The organism is Bacillus sp. 7894-2, assembly GCF_002272225.1.
In the GTDB taxonomy this organism is placed as follows: domain Bacteria; phylum Bacillota; class Bacilli; order Bacillales; family Cytobacillaceae; genus Cytobacillus.
Window position 1 is genome coordinate 1 of sequence record NZ_NPDG01000017.1, and the last position, 18,597, is coordinate 18,597.

Genomic DNA, 18,597 nt, shown 5'->3' on the forward strand with positions numbered 1-18,597 from the left:
AGCTAGACAGTTATCGAAGTTCAAAGATATACCTTCTTATTTCAAAATAAAAAACCGTGTGCCAGAACACGGTTAAGAAGTTAATTATGCTAATGACTGCAGGTGTGTCCATTTGCGTTCCCTCTCATCCTCTGAAAGGCGATAACGGTCATCCAGGAGTTCGGCAAGCAGCTCATTTTTTTCCGATGGAGGGATAGAAATCTGTTTAATATAATCACGGCATTTTCCCAGAAATTCTGAATATCCTGTCCAGCTTTCATCATATTGTTCATCCAGCTGTTTTTTGAGCATCCGGGTCAGCTTTGGGCTTGCACCATTTGAGGTGACAGCGATTTGAAGAGGGCCGCGCCTTACAGCTGCCGGGAAGATTACATTTCCTTCTCCTGCTTCATCGACCACGCAAACCAGCTGACCTGAATCCAGCGATTTAGCCAGAGCATGGTTAGCTTCACGTTCATTTGTGGCTAAAATAGATAAAAAAGCATTTTTAAAATCATCGGGGGAAGCTTCCCGCTGTATGAGTTCATAGCCTCTTTGATGCGCTAAATGAAGAAGCTCATCTGAAAAATCAGGAGCAACAAAAGTGATATGGGCATTTTCTCCATCTAGTGTTTTCGCCTTTCGAAAAGCAATTCTGCCTCCGCCAGCAATCACGATTCTCTTGTTGGTTAGATCAATGAATAACGGCTGCATTCTCATTCACCTCTCCATTCGCTTTTTTAGCGACCAGGTTTTGAATTGCCGTATGTTTCCCCAGTGTATCAGTAAGATTCACAGAGTATCCTGCCTTTACTTTCTTATTTACCTCTCTTACTACCTCACTTAGCAGAAGTCCCGAGAATAATAGATAAGGGATGACCATCACATTGCCTCTTGCCTTTTGGCATATGGAATTAAGGCCATCCTGAAAGGACGGAGCAGCTGCGGCCAAATAGCAGACCTGCACATCTGTCACACGGAGGCGCTCGCTTAGTCCGTTTTTGATAGAGTCAAAGGCTCTAAGAATGGAAGGATCACTGCTGCCTCTTCCCACAATTAAAACAGAATCTAAAGGAGATATTGGCTGGGCATTTGCTGTAACAAGCTCTGCAATGGCGTCTAGAATCGTGTCCTGGACTCCAAATGGGTCCGCCATCTTTACGATGATGCCGTGATATTTTTCTATTAAAGGAGCAAGTTCTTCAGGAATATCCTGCTTGATATGTCCCGCTGCAAGTAAAAATAGAGGCACAATGACAATTTCTGTGGCTCCTTCCCTGACACAGTGTTCAAAGCCTTCCTTAATATAAGGCTCAGTTAATTCCAGAAAACAAAGCTTTTGAATGGGAGCATCGACTTTTTTCATAACACTTTCGATAAAAAGGTTTGCTTCGGCAGCTCCTTTTTTGGAACGTGTGCCATGGCCGATGTATAGGACCGCTTTCATTCGTTAGGCTCCCTCCTTTTTTAAAACCGCCGTTTATCCTTGCACAGCAGGCAGATTAGGTACAATTTCTTCTTCAAACCAATTAATTTTATGGTGCATGGCGACTACATTCCCAATGACGATCATGCTTGGATTTGTGATGTTTGATTCTTTCACTTTGTTCTCAATAGTAGCAAGCGTGCCAGTAACGGTCCGCTGCTCTGAAAGGGTTCCCCAGTGAACGAGGGCAATCGGTGTTTGAGGTGATTTCCCATTTTGAATAAGGTTTTTCACAATATTAGGCAAATGGGACACACCCATATATACACAAATCGTGTCGACTGCATGTGCCAGGTGGGCCCACTGGTGCTCAGCTTCTTCGTTTCCTGCCTGGTGTCCTGTGACAAATGCGAAACTTTTGCTTAAGGTCCGGTGTGTGACCGGAATCCCCGCATAAGCAGATGCCGCGATCCCTGCAGTGACTCCAGGCACAATTTCAAATGGCACATCCTGATTGGCACACTCTTCTGCCTCTTCCCCGCCTCTGCCGAATACAAATGGATCTCCGCCTTTCAGCCGGCAGACCTGCAAACCTTTTTTCGCATATTTGACGAGCAGATGATTAATGGTTTCCTGTTTCATCACATGATGATTGGGGAGCTTGCCGCAATACACCAGCTGGGCTTCTTTTTTCGCATAATTTAATAGTTCACGGTTTACGAGACGATCATAAAGAACGACATCTGCCTCCTGCAGGCAGCGCATACCCTTAACAGTAATCAGGTCCGGGTCACCCGGTCCGGCACCTACTAAATAAACTTTTCCTGTCATACTCATGCCCGCCCTTTCTGTAATGTCTTATAATATATGCACTTTAACGCTTTTCCTAAGCTAATAATCTAATTGTTTTCTATAATACCATTTTTCGGGGTGAAATAGTAGGAATTATTTTTCAGAAAAGGAGTCTCCTTTTAAAAGAGACTCCCGGTTATTTATCGCAGTCTAACGGGCAGTAAGACCCCCACTTCAAGACTCAGAAGAATCAATTGAGGATAAGTGGGGGTCCAACTGCCCGTAAAGGCCCGATTGGTTCAACTAACAATCAGCGGGAAAAACTCCCACTGATTGAAGTTTCACTCTATAAAATATTCTTTTCCCGCAGATGGGCTACTATCTTACCGACTGCTTCTTCTACTGTGTACTGGTCAGATCGGACCGTAATTTCAGGGCTTTCAGGTGCTTCGTACGGGGAATCGATTCCTGTAAAGTCCTTAATTTCCCCGCGTCTGGCTTTTGCGTACAATTGCTTTGGATCCCGCCGTTCGCATTCTTCGAGAGGACAGTCGATGAAGACTTCAATAAATTCGCCTTCTTCAAACAGCGCCCTGACAGTTTCTCTATCCGACCGGAAAGGAGAAATGAACGCTGTTGTAACGATCTTGCCGCTGTCCACAAACAGCTTCGCGACTTCCCCAATGCGCCTGATGTTTTCATTTCTGTCTGCCTCTGAAAAGCCAAGGTCTTTATTCAAGCCGTGTCTCACATTGTCGCCGTCGAGGACATATTCATTGATGCCCTGACGGAACAGCTCGTGGGATACTGCATTTGCAATCGTTGATTTGCCTGAGCCTGATAGGCCGGTAAACCAGAGGACCACACTTCCATGGCCGTTCTGTGCCCGTCTGTCTTCCTTCGTAATTGCCGCGTCATGCCAGGTGATGTTTGTTGCCTTTGTCATTTTAACCGCCCCTTATACCGTTTCTTTTTCTCTCATGCCTTCTATTAACACCTCGACAACCTCTTTGCGGCTGAAAGTGGATGGCGGCAGCTCCCCGTTCCGAAGCATTTCCCTTACCTTGGTGCCGGATAGAATGACGCGGTCTTCTTTGCTGTGCGGGCAGGTTTTATCAGATGCCATTCCTTCGCACTTATTGCAGTAGAAGCTGTGTTCAAAGAACAGCGGCTTGATGCCAAGCTCTTCTTCTGTAAAGTTGCTGAAAATGTGCTGCGCGTCATATGTGCCGTAATAATTGCCGACTCCGGCATGGTCTCTTCCGACGATGAAGTGTGTGCAGCCGAAGTTTTTCCTTGCAATGGCATGGAAGATCGCTTCTCGCGGTCCCGCATATCTCATGGCTGCCGGATAGACTGCCAGCTGTGTGCGCTCTTTTGGATAGTAATTTTCCAGAAGAACCCGGTAGCTCCTAAGACGGACATCTGCAGGAATATCATCTGATTTTGTTTCGCCGACAAGCGGATTCAAAAACAGTCCATCCACCGTTTCCAGCGCAGCTTTTTGAATGTATTCGTGTGCTCTGTGCACAGGGTTTCTTGTCTGGAAGCCAACCACTGTTTTCCAGCCTTTTTCTTCAAACAGTGCCCTTGTTTCTTTAGGCTCGAACCATACATCCTCTGCTACACCTTTGCCGGGTTTTTTAATCAGCGTAACCTCTCCGGCAGCATAAACCGGACCGCGTTCAAAAAGCCTTTTTACACCGGGATGTGCCTGCTCCTCCGTTTTGTAGACTTCACGCGCCTCTTTGCTCAGGTCCGGCTCATACCATTCTGATACCGTGATGACTCCGTATACTTCACCTTCGTGAACCAGCTTAAACTTTTCACCGGCTGCAAGCTCTTTGGCTTTTTCCGCTTGAACAGGGAGAGTAACCGGAATGGACCAAATCGTTCCGTCTGCCAGTCTCATTTTTTCAACAACAGATTCATAGTCTGCTTTAGCTAGGAAACCTGTCAGAGGACTGAATAAGCCAACACCTATAAGTTCCAGATCACTCAGTGCGATGGCATCTATTAAGATTTCTTTTTCAATTCCTGTCAGGTCATAATTAGGATTGTAGCTTTGAATTAATTTTCCTCCATGTGGTTTCGGCAGAGCCATTTTTCATCAACCTTTCTTTTTAAAATTTACTTTTTTTCAGTTATCGGCCTTACACTGGCTGGTGCCTGATTCATTAAAAATTTCACTCCGAAGACGGAGATAAGGACACCGGCCATCGCAATCACCGGATATACATTTTGTTCAATGAGCAGCTGGATGAGCGTATAGGACAGGACCATCGACAAAACGGGTGAGACGACCCATACGACTAATAGCTGCACGACAATGTCCTTCTTGAAGACTGACCGTCCCTGCTTCACAAATCCTATTCCGATGATGGAGGAAGTGGTGATTTGCGTTAAAGGGACAGGGATTCCAAAAACGGAAGCAATCGTAACAATACCGGCTCCTGTTCCCGAAATGACACAGCCTTCTTCAAGACGGATTTTGGTGATCTTTTTGCCATTCGTTTCGAGAACTTTTTTTCCCAGCAGAACGGCTCCTAAAGCGACAAACAGGCCGCCCCAGAAGATTCCGCTGCCAGTGCTCATAATGCCTGCACCAACAAGCGGACCGACTGCATTGGCTACATTATTCATGCCGGCCGAGAATGCTTCAAACACACCCATGAAAATGACGAGCAGTGCTAAAATCGGAGTTGCTTTAGGCTTTTTAATCAGGTTCTGTATAAAGTTTCTCTTTAAAAAAGCAGCTGCCGCTATGGCTATTAAAAAAGCGGCAAATGGAGTAAGCAGCCAGAATGTGACGATCCAGGCAAGCTTTCCGGCAAATACGGATTGGTAGACGATGCCGGCACCGATGACGGAGCCAACCGTCACCTCGCTGGTTGACAGCGGAATCCCGAAAACATTGGCAAGAAACAGTGAAAGGGCGGCAGATGCAATCACAATCAGCGCAATGGCAACTGTGAAGGTCTCTTTAGGAACAATCCCGCTTCCCATCGTCTTTACCACTTCACCCCCGCCAAGCCATGCTCCAAAGAAAACGGCCACCCCGCAAAGAATAAGAGCTAACATGCGGTTTTTCAGGACACCTGAACCATACGCGATCCCCATGGATGCTGCTGCTCCGCTTGCCCCGATATTCATGGCGAAAAATAAACCGACTGTGACCGCTATGATCGTAAGCATGGTATCACCCTCCTTTTAGCTCGTATGAAGGCCGCATTCAGTTTTGCCTGTGCCAGACCATCGGCCCGCACGGGAATCGCCATTTTCATCGACTGCCTGTGTACAGGGAAAGCAGCCGATGCTTGGATAGCCATGGTCATGCAGAGTGTTGTAGGGCAGGTCTTTTTCCCTGATGTAGGCCCAAACTTCATCCCATGTCCAGTGAATCAGCGGGCAGATCTTGATATTCTTGAATTTTTCATCCCGGTTTAGGAATTGAGTATTCGCTCTTGTTGGCGACTGCTCCCTTCGAAGGCCGGAGATCCAGGCCTGCTTTGGTGTTAACGCTTCTCTTAATGGAATCACTTTGCGGATCTGGCAGCATGAATTCGGCTCCCTTTTCCAAAGTGCTGAACCGAATTCTGCAGCCTGCTGGTCCAGTGTCAGCTTGGGCTCTTTCCGCTCGATCCTGAGGCTTGGAAAGCGGGCTTCAATTCTATCAATCACTTCATATGTTTCCGGAAAATGAAGCCCGGTGTCCAGAAATACAATATGGGCATCTGGCTTAATTTCCTGAATGAGGTCAATCAGCACGATGGCTTCCGCTCCGAAGCTCGATGCATAGACAATTTTATCTTCAGGATAATTTTCATAAGCCCATTTCAATACAGTGCCTGCGCCTTTTAATTTGTCATCAATAGGGAATGCATCTGAGATTTGATTCCAATTTTCATATGTTACTGCAGTGCTCATCTTGCAGTACTCCTTTCATGTTCCAGAAATCTTTAAAAATGAAAAAAGGCAGTCTTCCCGACTGAAGAAAATACTTCAGTTGGAAAAACCGCCTCTAGTTTGTCTAGTCAGCGCGCTTATTTGGTTGAAGACGAACCTTTTCGTTCTTCTCAAGTTGTATGACCTTGCCATCCTGGACGACCAGTGTGATCGATCCGAATTTAATGCTCTGAAGCATCTGCTTTAAATGAGCAGATAACTCTTCCCAGTCTGTCTGTTTCAGTGAGGCTCGCCTCCTTTTTTTTGTTGAGGAAAGGATACGTTTTTTAGTTTGAATTTGTGATGTTGAGATTAATCCTACCATACCCATAGGAATTGTCAACAAGTTATTTAAAGAAAATTATAAAAATCTGATAAATGGGCTTTTCTTCACTGAAAACCGTGTATTGTAACAGCTTGTTTTACCACTTTCCGAATAAGTGGTGTCTTTCAAATACCTATTTTATAAGTGTAAAAAGCACTAAAAAGGACCGAACAGTAATTGTCCGATCCTTCACCCTTATTTTTGGTCAGCTAGATAAATCACACCCATTTGCCTGCGTGCTTCATCCAAAATTTCCATCGTTGTCATGGAGTTTGCAAATGAGTTCACTTCAGATTCGGTTTTGCCCGCCTGAATCAGTTTTATGAATTCTACCGCTTCGTAATACATCGAATCGCTTAATTGATCCTGTGTGAGATCTTCTTTTTCTCCACTGCGGTAATGCAATTCCACTTTTTCAGGTCCACTTATTTTATCGATCACAATATTGCCTTCTTCTCCCTGGATTTCTGACGGGAGGCTTGAATTGGTGACTTTGCTGAACATGATTACCGCATCCATGCCGGGATATTTAAGGACCATGCTTCCTTCCCCATCGACCCCGGAGTCCAGTTTATAGCCTGCAGCTTTAATTTCCTCCGGTTTGCCGAATAAAGTCACAAGCGGATAAATGCAGTAAATTCCTATGTCCATTAATGAACCGTTCGAAAATTCGGGATTAAATGCATTCAGCACTGTTCCCTGCCTGTAGGCATCATAGCGGGAAGAGTATTGGCAAAAGGTTGCAAAATACCTGCGAACCTGTCCGATTTTATGAAGGTTTTCTTTTACGGCCAAAAAGTTAGGCATTAGAGTAGATTTCAAGGCTTCCATGAGCAGTACATTATTTTCCCTTGCTGCTGCGATCATCGTCTGCAATTCCTTAGCATTCGAGGCAATCGGCTTTTCGCATAAAACATGAACCTTGTGTTTCATAAAAAGAATAGCCTGCTCTGCGTGCAGGGAATTCGGGCTTGCAATATAAACAGCATCGATTTCGCCGCTTGCTGCCATCGTCTGTAAACCAGTAAACGTCCTCTCCACACCATATTTTCCTGCAAATTCTTTTGCTTTTTCCTCCGTGCGGGAATAAACAGCTGCCAGCTGAAAATCTTCAGCCTGCAGTGCCGCTTTTAAAAATCTTTCTGTAATCCAGTTTGTGCCTACTATACCGAAACGAACCAATTTCATTCCTCCATTTTGTATGTATAAGATATCTTAATATAATGAAGGACAATTGGCCAAAAATCAATCATTTGCCATTATGATTGGCTCTGCACCAGCCTGGACGAAGATTTTACACGTACCCAGGGACGGCCGTTTTCCCATTCTACCGAGATTGGTACACGAAATGTCTCTTCAAGCAGCAGATCGGTCAGTGTATGACACTTACTCCCTTGTGCGATGACCTTCCCCTCCTTCAGAAGCATGGTGTGGGTGATGGACGGAACAATTTCCTCGATATGATGGGTCACGTAAAGAATCGTGGGGCCACCAGGCTGTGCAGCCATTTTTTCAATAGATCCCAGCAATTCTTCCTTCGAATAGATATCCAGCCCATTGCATGGTTCATCGAGAATCAGCAGCTTAGGTGATGCCATCAGGGCTCTTGCAATCATCGCTTTTCGTTTCTCCCCCTGTGAGAGGGATGTGAGAGTCTGATCCTGTACATGGCTAATATTGAACTGATGCATTAAGTCCTTTGCTTTATCCAGGTCCTGCTGCGTTATTTCCTGATAGAGACCGATTGATGCAAATTTTCCGCTCAGAACAATTTCAAGGGCGGATTCGGATGGCCGAAATTGAAACTTATCGTCAAGCGAGGTACTTACCCAGCCAATGGATTTTCGAAGCTCCGGGATATTGGTCTTCCCATAAAGGTTTCCTAGAACGGACACCTGCCCGCCATTTGGCCAGAGGTAGCCGGTAATCAATTGCAGGATCGTAGTTTTTCCTGATCCATTTAATCCTAAAAGGGCCCAATGCTCTCCTTCACTGACCTTCCATGAAACATTGTCCAGTATCTGCTTCCCATTTCTTTTCCAGCTGACCTTATCCAGTGAAATAATATTTCTTGATTCCCCGTGATTCATTTTTGTACCTTCCTTCTATCCTTGAATATAAATAGAGCTAGAGACAATATAGACTTCCCCGGAAACTGCCGGAAATCCTTTGTCTTTAGCTCATTCTTTTTCTAATAATCTAGTTTTTGCTGTTCGGAGAGGATTCCGGCACGGCGGAATTTCACAGCATTCTTACGATAAAATTCTGCTCCTGCAAGGATACGGTCCTGAAGTTCCTCCTTTACCGGCTTTAACGTTCTTGCCGGAACACCGGCTGCAAGCATATTACTCTCAATTATTTTATTTTCACCGACGACTGCTCCAGCCGCAATCACGGCACCTGCCTTTATATGAGCACCATTCAGGATGATTGCACCCATGCCGATCAGGGCACCGTCTTCAATAGTGCAGCCGTGGATCACACAATTATGGCCAATAGTGACATTTTGTCCAATGGTAACCGGGTAGCCTTCATCCACATGAATCATCGTTCCCTCCTGTACATTGGTGCCTTTTCCGATTTTAATGGAATCATTGTCACCGCGAAGGACAGAATTGAACCAGATTGATACATCCGCCTCCAGTTTTACATTGCCAATGATATAAGTATTTGGTGCCAAATAGACAGATTCATGCACGGCTGGCTTCTGTCCTTCGAAATCAAAGATCATTTCCGGAACATCTCCTTCTTAAGAAGCTACAGTTTGATCTGTACCGCTTGTATTGTTTTTACGCTTCTTGATCCACTTATTAATGAATGGATACAATATACTGATAATGGACAAGACAATGAAAGTTAAGGCAATCGGCCTTGTGAAGAAGATGGAAATATCATTGTTGGACATCTGCATAGCCCTTCTGAACTGATCTTCTGCAATAGGACCGAGCACAACGCCAAGCACGATAGGCGCCAGCGGAAATTTAGCGTTTTCCAGATAGTAGCCAATAATTCCGAATACCAGCATCATAGCTACGTCAAAAATCGAATTCCTTACTGCGAATGTGCCAACAATACAAAAGAGAACGATGAGTGGTCCAATGATTGTGTAGGGCACTTGCAAAATTTTAGAGAAAACCGAAATAAACGGTTTGGCAATAAGCAATATCATCAAATTGGCAACCAGAAGTCCCATCAGTATGGTATAAATGAGCGATCCCTGTGTGGTAAACATCAAAGGCCCCGGCTGGATTCCATGCAGGATAAAAGCACCGAGCAAAATCGCAGTTGTGGCGCTTCCCGGAATTCCCAGGGATAGCAATGGAACCATCGCACCCATTGCTGCTGCATTATTAGCAGATTCAGGTGCAGCTACTCCTTCTGGAATTCCAGTTCCAAATTCTTTTGATCTTTTTGACCACCTGGCTGCTTCACTGTAGCTGAGCATTGCAGCAGTCGTTGCTCCAATTCCTGGAAGGATGCCAATAAAAACTCCCAGTAGCGATGAACGGCCAATAACGCCGGAAATTCGCTTCATGACATTCCAGTCAGGCAGTTCAGATCTTACCTTTTGCTTGGTATTTACTTTGTGGACCTGCTGGACACGGCGCAGCACCTCTGAAATCGCGAATAAACCTATCAGAACAGGAATAAAGTCGATGCCTGACATCAGCTGTCCAGAGCCAAATGTAAACCTGGGAACACCAGTCATTGTATCGATGCCAATTGTGGCAATAAATAAACCAAAAGAAACACCGATGAAACCCTTAACAAGATTCCCTGCACTCAGAGAAGCTACAACAGTAAGTCCCATAAGCGCTAACGCAAAATATTCCGGCGACGAAAATCTGAGAGCAAAAGAAGCAAGAAGAGGAGTTAAAAAGATTAAGACCAGCGTTCCAAAAACACCCCCTGTAGCGGAACTGAAGATGGAAATGCCGAGGGCTTTTCCCCCTTCTCCCTTCTTTGCCATGGGATAACCGTCGAAAACAGTTGCCACCGCTTCCGGAGTGCCTGGGGTTCTAAACAGAATAGCGCTTATGGACCCTGAAAAAACGGACGTGGCATAAATGGAGGTCAGCAGCAGGAATGCCGCGGCAGGATCCATCGCATAACTGACGGGAAGAAGAATGATGACCAGCATGGTCCCACTGATGCCCGGGATTCCTCCTCCAATGAAACCTAGCAGGACGCCGACCATAAGAATAAAAAAATGAAAAGGCTGAAAAAGGTTGCCAAAACCGCCTATAAGTCCTTCAATCATTCCGTTCACCTCTTTTTTAGAGTTTGCTATTAATAGAACAGCAAGCTAAGTGTATAGAATATTCCCGTTCCACGAGGAAATGGCAGGTTCAATAATATGGGAAACAGTACGATAGAGCCGGCAGTTGCCAGAATACCGGTCAGAAGAGCCCGAATGTAGCTTTTCATCCCAAACAAAAGCGCCATGGCAAAAATCCCAAGAATGGTCGCAATAATGAAACCTACATAGCCGAGAATAAAGGTATAGATGGCAAGAACTGCAAACAGGATGAAAAACTTTTTGGGGAACACAAGCTGTTCATCATCATCTCCTGTTTCCTCAGCGCCCTTTTCCTGCATATTCTGGTTATTTTTCCCATTAAGCGTCCGAACCAGCAAGACTGCCGATAAAACCAGCATCAGGATCATTAAAGCTGCCGGCCATGTTCCTGCTGAAATGATATTTCCTGTCCTATTCTCTACCTGCAGAGACATGACCAGAAAGAAAGACGAAAAAACGACCATGATTATGGAAAGATTTCGTTCGAGCTGCATCTCTCATCCCCCTGATATTTTATAGTGGAGGCTATGAGCCTCCTTGAGATTTTCTTTAAGAGTACTTAAAAATAGGTTTGCGCTTCTCCAAAAATGAGTGAACTCCTTCTCTATAATCCTCTGAAATAAATGAGTCAATCACCATCTGGGCCGTCTCAGGGGAATCTTCCACTGCCCCGGCAAGCACTTCGTGAATGATTTTTTTGGAACCGCGGACCGACAGCTGGGCATTTCGGCAAATTAATTCTGCATATTTGAGAGTTTCCTCATTTATGGACTCTGTTGGATAGATCCGGTCAATGAGACCGATTCTGTATGCCTCGTCTGCATCCATCAGCCTTCCGGTATACAGAATATCCTTGGCTTTTGCCGGCCCGACCAGATCTGCCAGATTTTTGGTCCCTGGTGTATTGTATACTAATCCAAGCCTGGCCGGAGTTATGCCGAACCTCCCCTTGTCATCAGAGAACCTTAAGTCACAGGCAACGGCAATCTCGCAACCGCCTCCAACACAAAAACCCTTTATCATAGCAATCGTTGGCTTTGATGCATCCATAATTGCTTTTTCCGCTATCATGGTCGCCTTGTTATATTTTTCAGCACCTTCTGCTGTATACCTAAGTGATTTGAATTCGCTGATATCTGCTCCTGCCGAGAAGGCAGCTGTACCAGTGCCTTTAAAAATAATCACTTTTACATTAGGGTTTTGTTCGCAGTCATCAACAAGCTGTGGAATCCTTAACCAAATGTCATAACTTAGTGCGTTCCTTTTTTCCGGCCGGTTGAAGCAGATATAGGCTATATCCCCTTCAACCTTAAGATAAACCGGCTCACTGCACGTTTTTTCCCCGCTGTATGCTTCGAGATTTTTAGACATATCACGCCGACCTTTCTGCTATTTTTTATTCAGGATTGGATCATTTTCCAAAGTTCTGACAGCTCCGGCTTTTGTTAAACTCCGGATGGACTTTTCGTCATACCCGAGGCCCGTTAAAACATCAATCGTGTCCTGTCCGAACAGTGGTGAAGGTGTTCTCACCTCACCAGGAGTTTCAGAAAATTTTGTGGGAATGCCAATCATTTTCATTTTTCCGATGACAGGATGTTCAACTTCCTGAATCATGCCTCTCGCTTCATAGTGCGGATCCTGAACAGCCTCTGCAAAGTTATTGATTGGTCCCGCAGGCACTCCCGCTTTTTCGCAGCGGTCTATCCAATAATTCGTATCCTGCTGCATAAGTACTTCTTCAATATCTTCTTCCAGGTCAATCACATGCTGGTTTCTCAATAAATTCGTTTTATAACGGGGATCGTTTATCCAATCAGGCCTTTCGGCAACATCTGTGCAAAACCTTTCCCAAGTTCTCTGATTGGCACATCCGAGCATCATATAACCTGATTTGGTTTTTACAGCCTGATAAGGAGCAGACACCCGGTGCCGCCAGCCGGTTGCCTCCGGTATCGTTCCTTCTGCAAAATAGGCTCCTGCCTCCCACGTAAACCATGGAAGACCGATTTCTGCGAGGGCAATATCCACATGCTGGCCTTCCCCCGTCTTCATTTTATGGATATAAGCTGCCAGAATCGAATAGGCTGCCGTTATGCCTGCACCGATGTCATAAACGGCAATGCCGGATTTCATCGGACGCATTCCTTTTTCCCCGGTCATGCTCATAAGGCCTGTCATCCCCTGGGCTACCAGGTCGAATCCGCCTTTATGGGAATATGGGCCGGTCTGCCCATAGCCTGATATCGAACAATAAACCAAGCCGGGATTAATCTCTTTCAGGCTTTCATAATCAATGCCAAGTGATTTGGTCACACCCGGACGATAATTCTCCACCACCACATCTGCTTCCTTAGCCAGCTTGTAAAAGACTTCTTTTCCTTCTTGAGTTTTAAGATTTAAAGCAATGCTTTTTTTATTTCGGTTAATTTGGAAAAAGCAAGTGGATTCCCCATTCACATAAGGCCCCATTTGACGGGAATCGTCTCCGCCGTTCACTTTCTCCACTTTCATGACTTCCGCACCGAGATCAGCAAGGACCATGGTACAGTACGGGCCCGCCATGATTTGCGATGCATCAAGGACTTTCATTCCTTGTAATGGTCCCATCCAGAACACCCCATTTGAATATTTGTGTCGGAAGTGAGCCCGAAGTGACCGGCAGCTGTTCATTTCTATGGATTTCTAAATTGTGCATGTTATAATAAAATCGATTTTTCTATGATGGGAGAGCATTTCTATTTTGGCGAGTGGAGATGCCCCCTTTTTTATTCGCGGATCATATTAGTCCCGCGGTCCAGATCATTGCGCAGATGGTTTTCTGCAGATTGATAGACAGCTATGTTGTCCCGGGCTTTAAGAGCATGAAGAATTTCACGATGTTCCTTCAGAATTTCCCTATTATGCTCGTTGTTTTTTAATATATTGGCCCGGTAAAGCAAAAGAAATGAACGAACTTGCTGCAGCAAGTGTACTGCCCGCTTGTTTGGGCTTGCTTCCAAGAGCCGATCATGAAACTTTGCATTCAATTCAAGTAAATGAAGATGGTTTCCTGCTCTAAAGGCATCTTCTGCTCTTTCAAGGATTTTTTCGATGACATCAAGTTTCTCATCTGTAATCGTTTTCAAAATAAGCCCCATTATTTGAGGCTCAAGCATGATGCGAGTTTCGTATAGATCCTTAAAATCGGCATCGTCCAATCTTACAATAGTCAGCCCCAGCTGATCCTGAATCAGCAGTCCTTCTATTTGCAGCTGGCGGAGAGCCTCCCGCAGCGGAGTCCGGCTAATATTGTATTTTTTCGCCAGGTGAGAAACATTGAGCTTTTCACCCGGCATCAATTCACCTGATAATATGGAACTTTTTATAATTTCATAGATTTGCTGATAAAGCGGCTGCGTAAATTTCAGTGCCTGCACCATTTTCGCCTATCCTCCTTCTTCATTTTTCAGAAGAGTTGAATGTCCTCCTGTTGTACACTGTGTGCTGTATACTGGATACAGCTTATAGGGCGATCATATCTGCCATTAAGAATGGCAGTCAATAACCTGTACAAAGGTTCTCATGTTTAGATAAAACCAGTTTTCCTTCGACAAAATCTTCAGCAGCCTATCAAGCAAATCTATGAAAATTCATCAATTAACCTGCAGAAAGATCAAAAGGCAGATACCCTGCCTTTTGGCCTGGAGGTTATTTCATTTCGTTTAATAGAGAACCATAGGTGTCGATAAGCTTCTCAAATTCTGCATTATATTCTTCTGAGTTCAGCCAGCCATCCCTTAGATGCAGATAATTGGCTTTTTCATACTCTTTATAGTCTGGACGATCCTTCGCTTCTTCAAGGGCTTTTTCAAGAGCTGAAATGATTTCAGGCGGTGTATCTGCGTGGACCATAAAGCCTCTGCCCTGGCCGTCTGTTACATCTATCCCCATTTCAGTTGAAAGTGGGACGTCCTCAAAGCCTTCCATTTTCTCTTCGGTAAAGGCAATCAGCATTTTAATATCTCCGCTTTCCAGCTGGGCAATCGATGGGCCAGGCTCCTCTGCGATGACATCGATATGTCCCCCGAGAAGTGCTGCTGTCATCTCTCCTGAACCTTCAAAAGAGATATAATTAAACTTTGTTCCAGTGGCTTTTTCAAACTGTTTGACTACCAGTTCATCAAAGCCTGCTGAACCCGTACCGCCAATGGTGATTTCGCCTGGTTTTTCCTTAGCTTGTGAGATTAAATCATCTATATCCTTGAATTTTCCATCGCTTTTTACTTGAAGGGTCATGGTATCATTTTGGACCCTCCCAATAGAAATTAATTTGCTCAAATCATTTTTTTCCACACCTGCTGCAATATTTACAGGATGATTGGATGTTGCAGACCAGATGGTATAGCCGTCAGCTGGCTGTCTGGCCACGTGGTCAGAGGAATTGATTCCTGCCGCACCAGGCATATTCACAACATTTATGTTTACACCAAGAATGTCTTTCAGTTCTTTTGCAATGGCCCTTGCAAAATTGTCACTGCCTCCGCCCGCACCAAAGCCGACAATAATTTCAATCTGACGCTCGGGATAATTGCTTCCGCTTTTTCCTTCCGAGCTTGCTTCTTGAGGTGAAGAATTACATGCCTGGAGAAAGAATACCAATGCAATGGCAAGAGATAAAAACGAAATCCTTTTAAATTTCATATTCATTTTCCCCCATATAAAGAAAATTTTTAAATTTCTGTAAATTAGATGCATAATTATTCCCTTGAACACAAATTAGATTACTTTCTCTGGTAAGGACTTATTCCTCAGTCAGTTTATTCACCTCCATGTTTATGTATTGCTTCATTAAACTTCAGTGCAATTTTTGTGCCAAAAACAAAAATCTTAATTAATATTTTTTGCGGGGAACCAAAATCGTAAGTGGTTTCAAACCTAATGGGACATTCGGACTTTTACTGAATTTATTTCTGAGTTCATTCCAATACGACTTAATCGTCATGCTTGTTCTCTTTTGAAACGAATTGCCCGCTACTCCGTTTCGATTTGAAACCTTTATTGTTTTCCGGCAGATTCTGCCCTTTCAATTGACTCCAGCAGATAGTCGGCAACATGCTTTGTTTCTATCTGATCTTCCATTCCTTCACGATAAACCCCCAGTTTCATTTGGAGGAAGCATCCCGGATTGGCTGTAATCAGAACAGCAGATTCCGTTTCTTTTACTCTGGACATTTTCTTATCCAATATTTCATTCGCAAGCTTTGGCTGCAGCAAATTATAAATTCCTGCAGACCCGCAGCAATATTTCTTTTCAGGAAGATCCACATATTCTGAGTTTGGAATTTGCTTCACCAATTTAGCTGGTGCATCCTTCACTTTCATCACATACTGCAGGTGGCATGAAGGCTGATAGGTAACCCGTTCACCCCGGCCGGCAGTTGCAGGCATTTCGCCTTTTTCATAAATGATTTCACTGATATCCTTGATTTTGGCAGAGAATGCTTTTGCCCGTTCCAGCCAATGGTGATCATCCCTGAACAAGTCCGCATACTCCGCGAGTGCCGCACCGCACCCTCCTGCATTGGTAATGATATAATCCACATTTGCTTCTTCAAAAGCCTGTATATTCGCTTTGGCTAATTCAATGGCCTTGTCTTTTTTTCCGCTATGGTGGTGCAGTGCCCCACAGCATACCTGCGCTTTAGGTGTAACTACATCAAAGCCGGTTTTAGAGAGAAGTTTAATAGAATTATCATTTGTTTCTCTGAACATAACATCCATAATACAGCCATGGAAAAAGGCTGCCCTGCCCCTTGGTTCCTTTTCTTCATAAGCACTCGGTGTAAACTCGGGATGGTGTTTCCGCCTAGAAGGCGGCAAGATGGCAGGCGTAATTCTTTCCATTTGCCTCATCTGCTCAGGGAAGAATTTCAGGATGCCCAGTCCTCTGGTTACAGACTGAAGTCCGCTTTTTTGATAAAACCATAGAAGATTGCCAACAGTATTAAGCCTTTTTTGATTGGCAAGAACATGATCAAAAAAGTAGTCTTTAAAAGTACGTTCGGGATAGGCAGGTTTTTTTATATCCGTTTGAACCGGAGCTTCAGCCGCGGCTGCAATTCTCTCCTTGGCGAGCATAACGATATCAGGAACCTGCACATCAATTGGGCAGGCATCCACACAGGCTGAGCACAGAAGGCACCGGTCGAGCTGATCTTTGATTTCCTGATTTATAGGAATATTGCCCTCAATCAGACTTCTGGCCATTAATACTCTGCCTCTTGGGCCATCTGCTTCCCTGCCTGTTATGTTCAGAGTTGGGCATACATTGCGGCATGCACCGCAGCGCACACAGGTTTTCATGGACTCTTCCGCCGTCAGCAATTTCAATCCTCATTCACCTCCATCTTAATTAGGCAGTGCCATTTTGCCCGGATTTAAAATATTATTCGGATCAAGAGTCTTCTTAATAGCCCGCATGACTTCCATGGCTGCTCCATGCTCAACATCCATGTATTTGGCACGGACAATTCCCACTCCATGTTCAGCCGTAGTGGTTCCTTCCATCCTGATTGCGAGCTCATGAATATCATCGATCATTTTCTGTACATTCTCCATTTCCAGCTGGTTGTTCATATTCACCACTGGACCTGTATGCATATTCCCATCGCCGACATGCCCGTAAATCCCGCAGATGATGCCATATCTGTCTGCGATATTATGAATCTCCCGCAGTGTTTCAGGTAGTTTAGAAATTGGCACGCAGATGTCTTCGCCGCCATATACCCGGAAACCGCCCGGCTTCAAAAGTCCAACAGCTGCACCAACGAGCTTCCTGGCCTGCCAGAGCTTTTCACACTCTTCCGGCTCATCACTGAATTTTATATACCTCGTAAATTTTTCAACCACAGCTTTGAGCCGGTTCACTTGCGAAGTAACTTCCTCCCTGGCTCCATCCACTTCAAAAACTAGTATTGCTTCATTGTTCAGCGGAAGATTCAGCTCCGGCTTCATCATATTTACAGCCTTTGTACAATTGAAATCCATGATTTCGATGGCAGATGGCTGCAGGCCTGAAGAAAACACAGCGTTAACAGCCTCGCCTGCTTCTTCCAATCTCTCAAAAGAGCAAAGGACGATTCCTCTTGTGACGGGGAGCGGCAAAAGTTTGAGGCGCAGACGCGTCACAATTCCAAGCGTGCCTTCCGAACCGATCATTAAGTGGGCGAGGTCATAGCCGGATACCGATTTAAGCGCCTTCGATTTAGCGCCGCCGGTCACAATGATGTCACCAGTGGGCAGCACCACTTCCATTCCCAGGACATAATGGCGGGTGACACCATATTTGACTGCCCTAAGTCCGCTTGAATTGTTTGAAACCATGCCTCCCACTGTGCACATATTGGCGCTTCCAGGGTCTGGAGGAAACCTTAGTCCATAAGGCTTTAATGCCTCATTTAAATCATTTTGGATGACACCCGGCTCAATTACTGCCTGCATATTCCGGTGATCGATGTCCAGTATCCTGTTCATTTTCGATAAATCCAGCATAATGCCGCCTTTAACCGGAACGGCTCCGCCTGTTTGCCCTGTGGCTGCTCCCCTCGGGTAGACAGGAATTTTAAATTCGTTGGCCAGCTTAACGCATTCACTGACTTCCTCAGTTGAAAGCGCAATAACGGCCGCCTGAGGATTTTTTGGACGGAGCTGTGTTTCAAAGGATGCATCATAGGAGTAAGTCATCATGTCAGTGCTATTGGTTAAAAGCCTGTCTTCGCCGAAAATACTTCTTAATCTGGATAGGACATTTTCATTCAGCGGAGGCGGTGCCATGGTTTCATTCATTTT

19 protein-coding genes are annotated in these 18,597 nt (G+C 44.9%); all 19 read right to left on the reverse strand.

Translation table 11 applies throughout. From position 1 onward, the window contains the following. Positions 1 to 84: 84 nt before the first annotated feature. The 19 genes from CHI10_RS03645 to CHI10_RS03735 all read right to left on the reverse strand — a co-directional run bounded on the left by CHI10_RS03645 (position 85) and on the right by CHI10_RS03735 (position 18,594). The gene (locus tag CHI10_RS03645; protein WP_095242975.1) at positions 85 to 693 is read right to left on the reverse strand and encodes a precorrin-2 dehydrogenase/sirohydrochlorin ferrochelatase family protein; all 609 of its coding nucleotides are present in this window, start codon (positions 691 to 693) and stop codon (positions 85 to 87) included. Then, entirely contained in the window at positions 674 to 1,426 is a 753-nt protein-coding gene (locus CHI10_RS03650; protein WP_095242976.1) for a sirohydrochlorin chelatase, read from the reverse strand. Before CHI10_RS03650 ends, CHI10_RS03645 begins: the two co-directional genes overlap by 20 nt. Before the next feature lie 33 nt (positions 1,427 to 1,459). Further along, positions 1,460 to 2,236, reverse strand: coding sequence for a uroporphyrinogen-III C-methyltransferase (cobA, locus tag CHI10_RS03655; RefSeq protein WP_095242977.1), 777 nt, complete (start codon positions 2,234 to 2,236; stop codon positions 1,460 to 1,462). Between the two features lie 307 nt (positions 2,237 to 2,543). Continuing rightward, positions 2,544 to 3,143 (reverse strand): adenylyl-sulfate kinase, encoded by a 600-nt coding sequence (gene cysC, locus CHI10_RS03660; RefSeq protein ID WP_095242978.1) that lies wholly within the window; start codon positions 3,141 to 3,143, stop codon positions 2,544 to 2,546. A 12-nt stretch (positions 3,144 to 3,155) separates the two neighbouring features. Further along, positions 3,156 to 4,301 carry a sulfate adenylyltransferase gene (gene sat, locus CHI10_RS03665; protein ID WP_095242979.1) on the reverse strand — a complete coding sequence of 382 codons (1,146 nt, stop codon included), beginning with the start codon at positions 4,299 to 4,301 and terminating at the stop codon, positions 3,156 to 3,158. Between the two features lie 26 nt (positions 4,302 to 4,327). Next, entirely contained in the window at positions 4,328 to 5,392 is a 1,065-nt protein-coding gene (locus CHI10_RS03670; protein ID WP_095242980.1) for a sulfate permease, read from the reverse strand. 15 nt (positions 5,393 to 5,407) lie between these two features. Further along, positions 5,408 to 6,124: a phosphoadenylyl-sulfate reductase gene (locus tag CHI10_RS03675; RefSeq protein WP_095242981.1), complete on the reverse strand. Its 717-nt coding sequence runs from the start codon at positions 6,122 to 6,124 to the stop codon at positions 5,408 to 5,410. Positions 6,125 to 6,227: 103 nt separating this feature from the next. Further along, positions 6,228 to 6,386 carry a YezD family protein gene (locus CHI10_RS03680; protein ID WP_286137067.1) on the reverse strand — a complete coding sequence of 53 codons (159 nt, stop codon included), beginning with the start codon at positions 6,384 to 6,386 and terminating at the stop codon, positions 6,228 to 6,230. Positions 6,387 to 6,662: 276 nt separating this feature from the next. Then, on the reverse strand, positions 6,663 to 7,649 hold the full coding sequence (locus CHI10_RS03685) for a Gfo/Idh/MocA family protein (protein ID WP_095242982.1): 987 nt from the start codon (positions 7,647 to 7,649) through the stop codon (positions 6,663 to 6,665). 77 nt (positions 7,650 to 7,726) lie between these two features. Further along, positions 7,727 to 8,557, reverse strand: a complete 831-nt coding sequence (locus CHI10_RS03690) for an ABC transporter ATP-binding protein (protein WP_095242983.1) — start codon at positions 8,555 to 8,557, stop codon at positions 7,727 to 7,729. A gap of 101 nt (positions 8,558 to 8,658) precedes the next feature. Further along, the gene (locus tag CHI10_RS03695; protein ID WP_095242984.1) at positions 8,659 to 9,198 is read right to left on the reverse strand and encodes a gamma carbonic anhydrase family protein; all 540 of its coding nucleotides are present in this window, start codon (positions 9,196 to 9,198) and stop codon (positions 8,659 to 8,661) included. Between the two features lie 18 nt (positions 9,199 to 9,216). Then, complete coding sequence (locus CHI10_RS03700; RefSeq protein WP_095242985.1) at positions 9,217 to 10,728, reverse strand: tripartite tricarboxylate transporter permease; 1,512 nt, start codon at positions 10,726 to 10,728, stop codon at positions 9,217 to 9,219. Between the two features lie 29 nt (positions 10,729 to 10,757). Next, entirely contained in the window at positions 10,758 to 11,261 is a 504-nt protein-coding gene (locus CHI10_RS03705) for a tripartite tricarboxylate transporter TctB family protein (protein WP_095242986.1), read from the reverse strand. A 55-nt stretch (positions 11,262 to 11,316) separates the two neighbouring features. Then, positions 11,317 to 12,138, reverse strand: a complete 822-nt coding sequence (locus CHI10_RS03710; RefSeq protein WP_095242987.1) for an enoyl-CoA hydratase-related protein — start codon at positions 12,136 to 12,138, stop codon at positions 11,317 to 11,319. Positions 12,139 to 12,156: 18 nt separating this feature from the next. After that, positions 12,157 to 13,377, reverse strand: a complete 1,221-nt coding sequence (locus CHI10_RS03715; RefSeq protein WP_095242988.1) for a CaiB/BaiF CoA transferase family protein — start codon at positions 13,375 to 13,377, stop codon at positions 12,157 to 12,159. 158 nt (positions 13,378 to 13,535) lie between these two features. Next, complete coding sequence (locus CHI10_RS03720; protein WP_095242989.1) at positions 13,536 to 14,189, reverse strand: GntR family transcriptional regulator; 654 nt, start codon at positions 14,187 to 14,189, stop codon at positions 13,536 to 13,538. A gap of 268 nt (positions 14,190 to 14,457) precedes the next feature. Beyond that, positions 14,458 to 15,450 (reverse strand): tripartite tricarboxylate transporter substrate binding protein, encoded by a 993-nt coding sequence (locus CHI10_RS03725; RefSeq protein WP_095243004.1) that lies wholly within the window; start codon positions 15,448 to 15,450, stop codon positions 14,458 to 14,460. A 354-nt stretch (positions 15,451 to 15,804) separates the two neighbouring features. Continuing rightward, entirely contained in the window at positions 15,805 to 17,139 is a 1,335-nt protein-coding gene (locus CHI10_RS03730) for a (Fe-S)-binding protein (RefSeq protein ID WP_095242990.1), read from the reverse strand. An 18-nt stretch (positions 17,140 to 17,157) separates the two neighbouring features. Beyond that, positions 17,158 to 18,594, reverse strand: a complete 1,437-nt coding sequence (locus CHI10_RS03735) for an FAD-binding oxidoreductase (RefSeq protein WP_095242991.1) — start codon at positions 18,592 to 18,594, stop codon at positions 17,158 to 17,160. Positions 18,595 to 18,597: the final 3 nt, after the last annotated feature.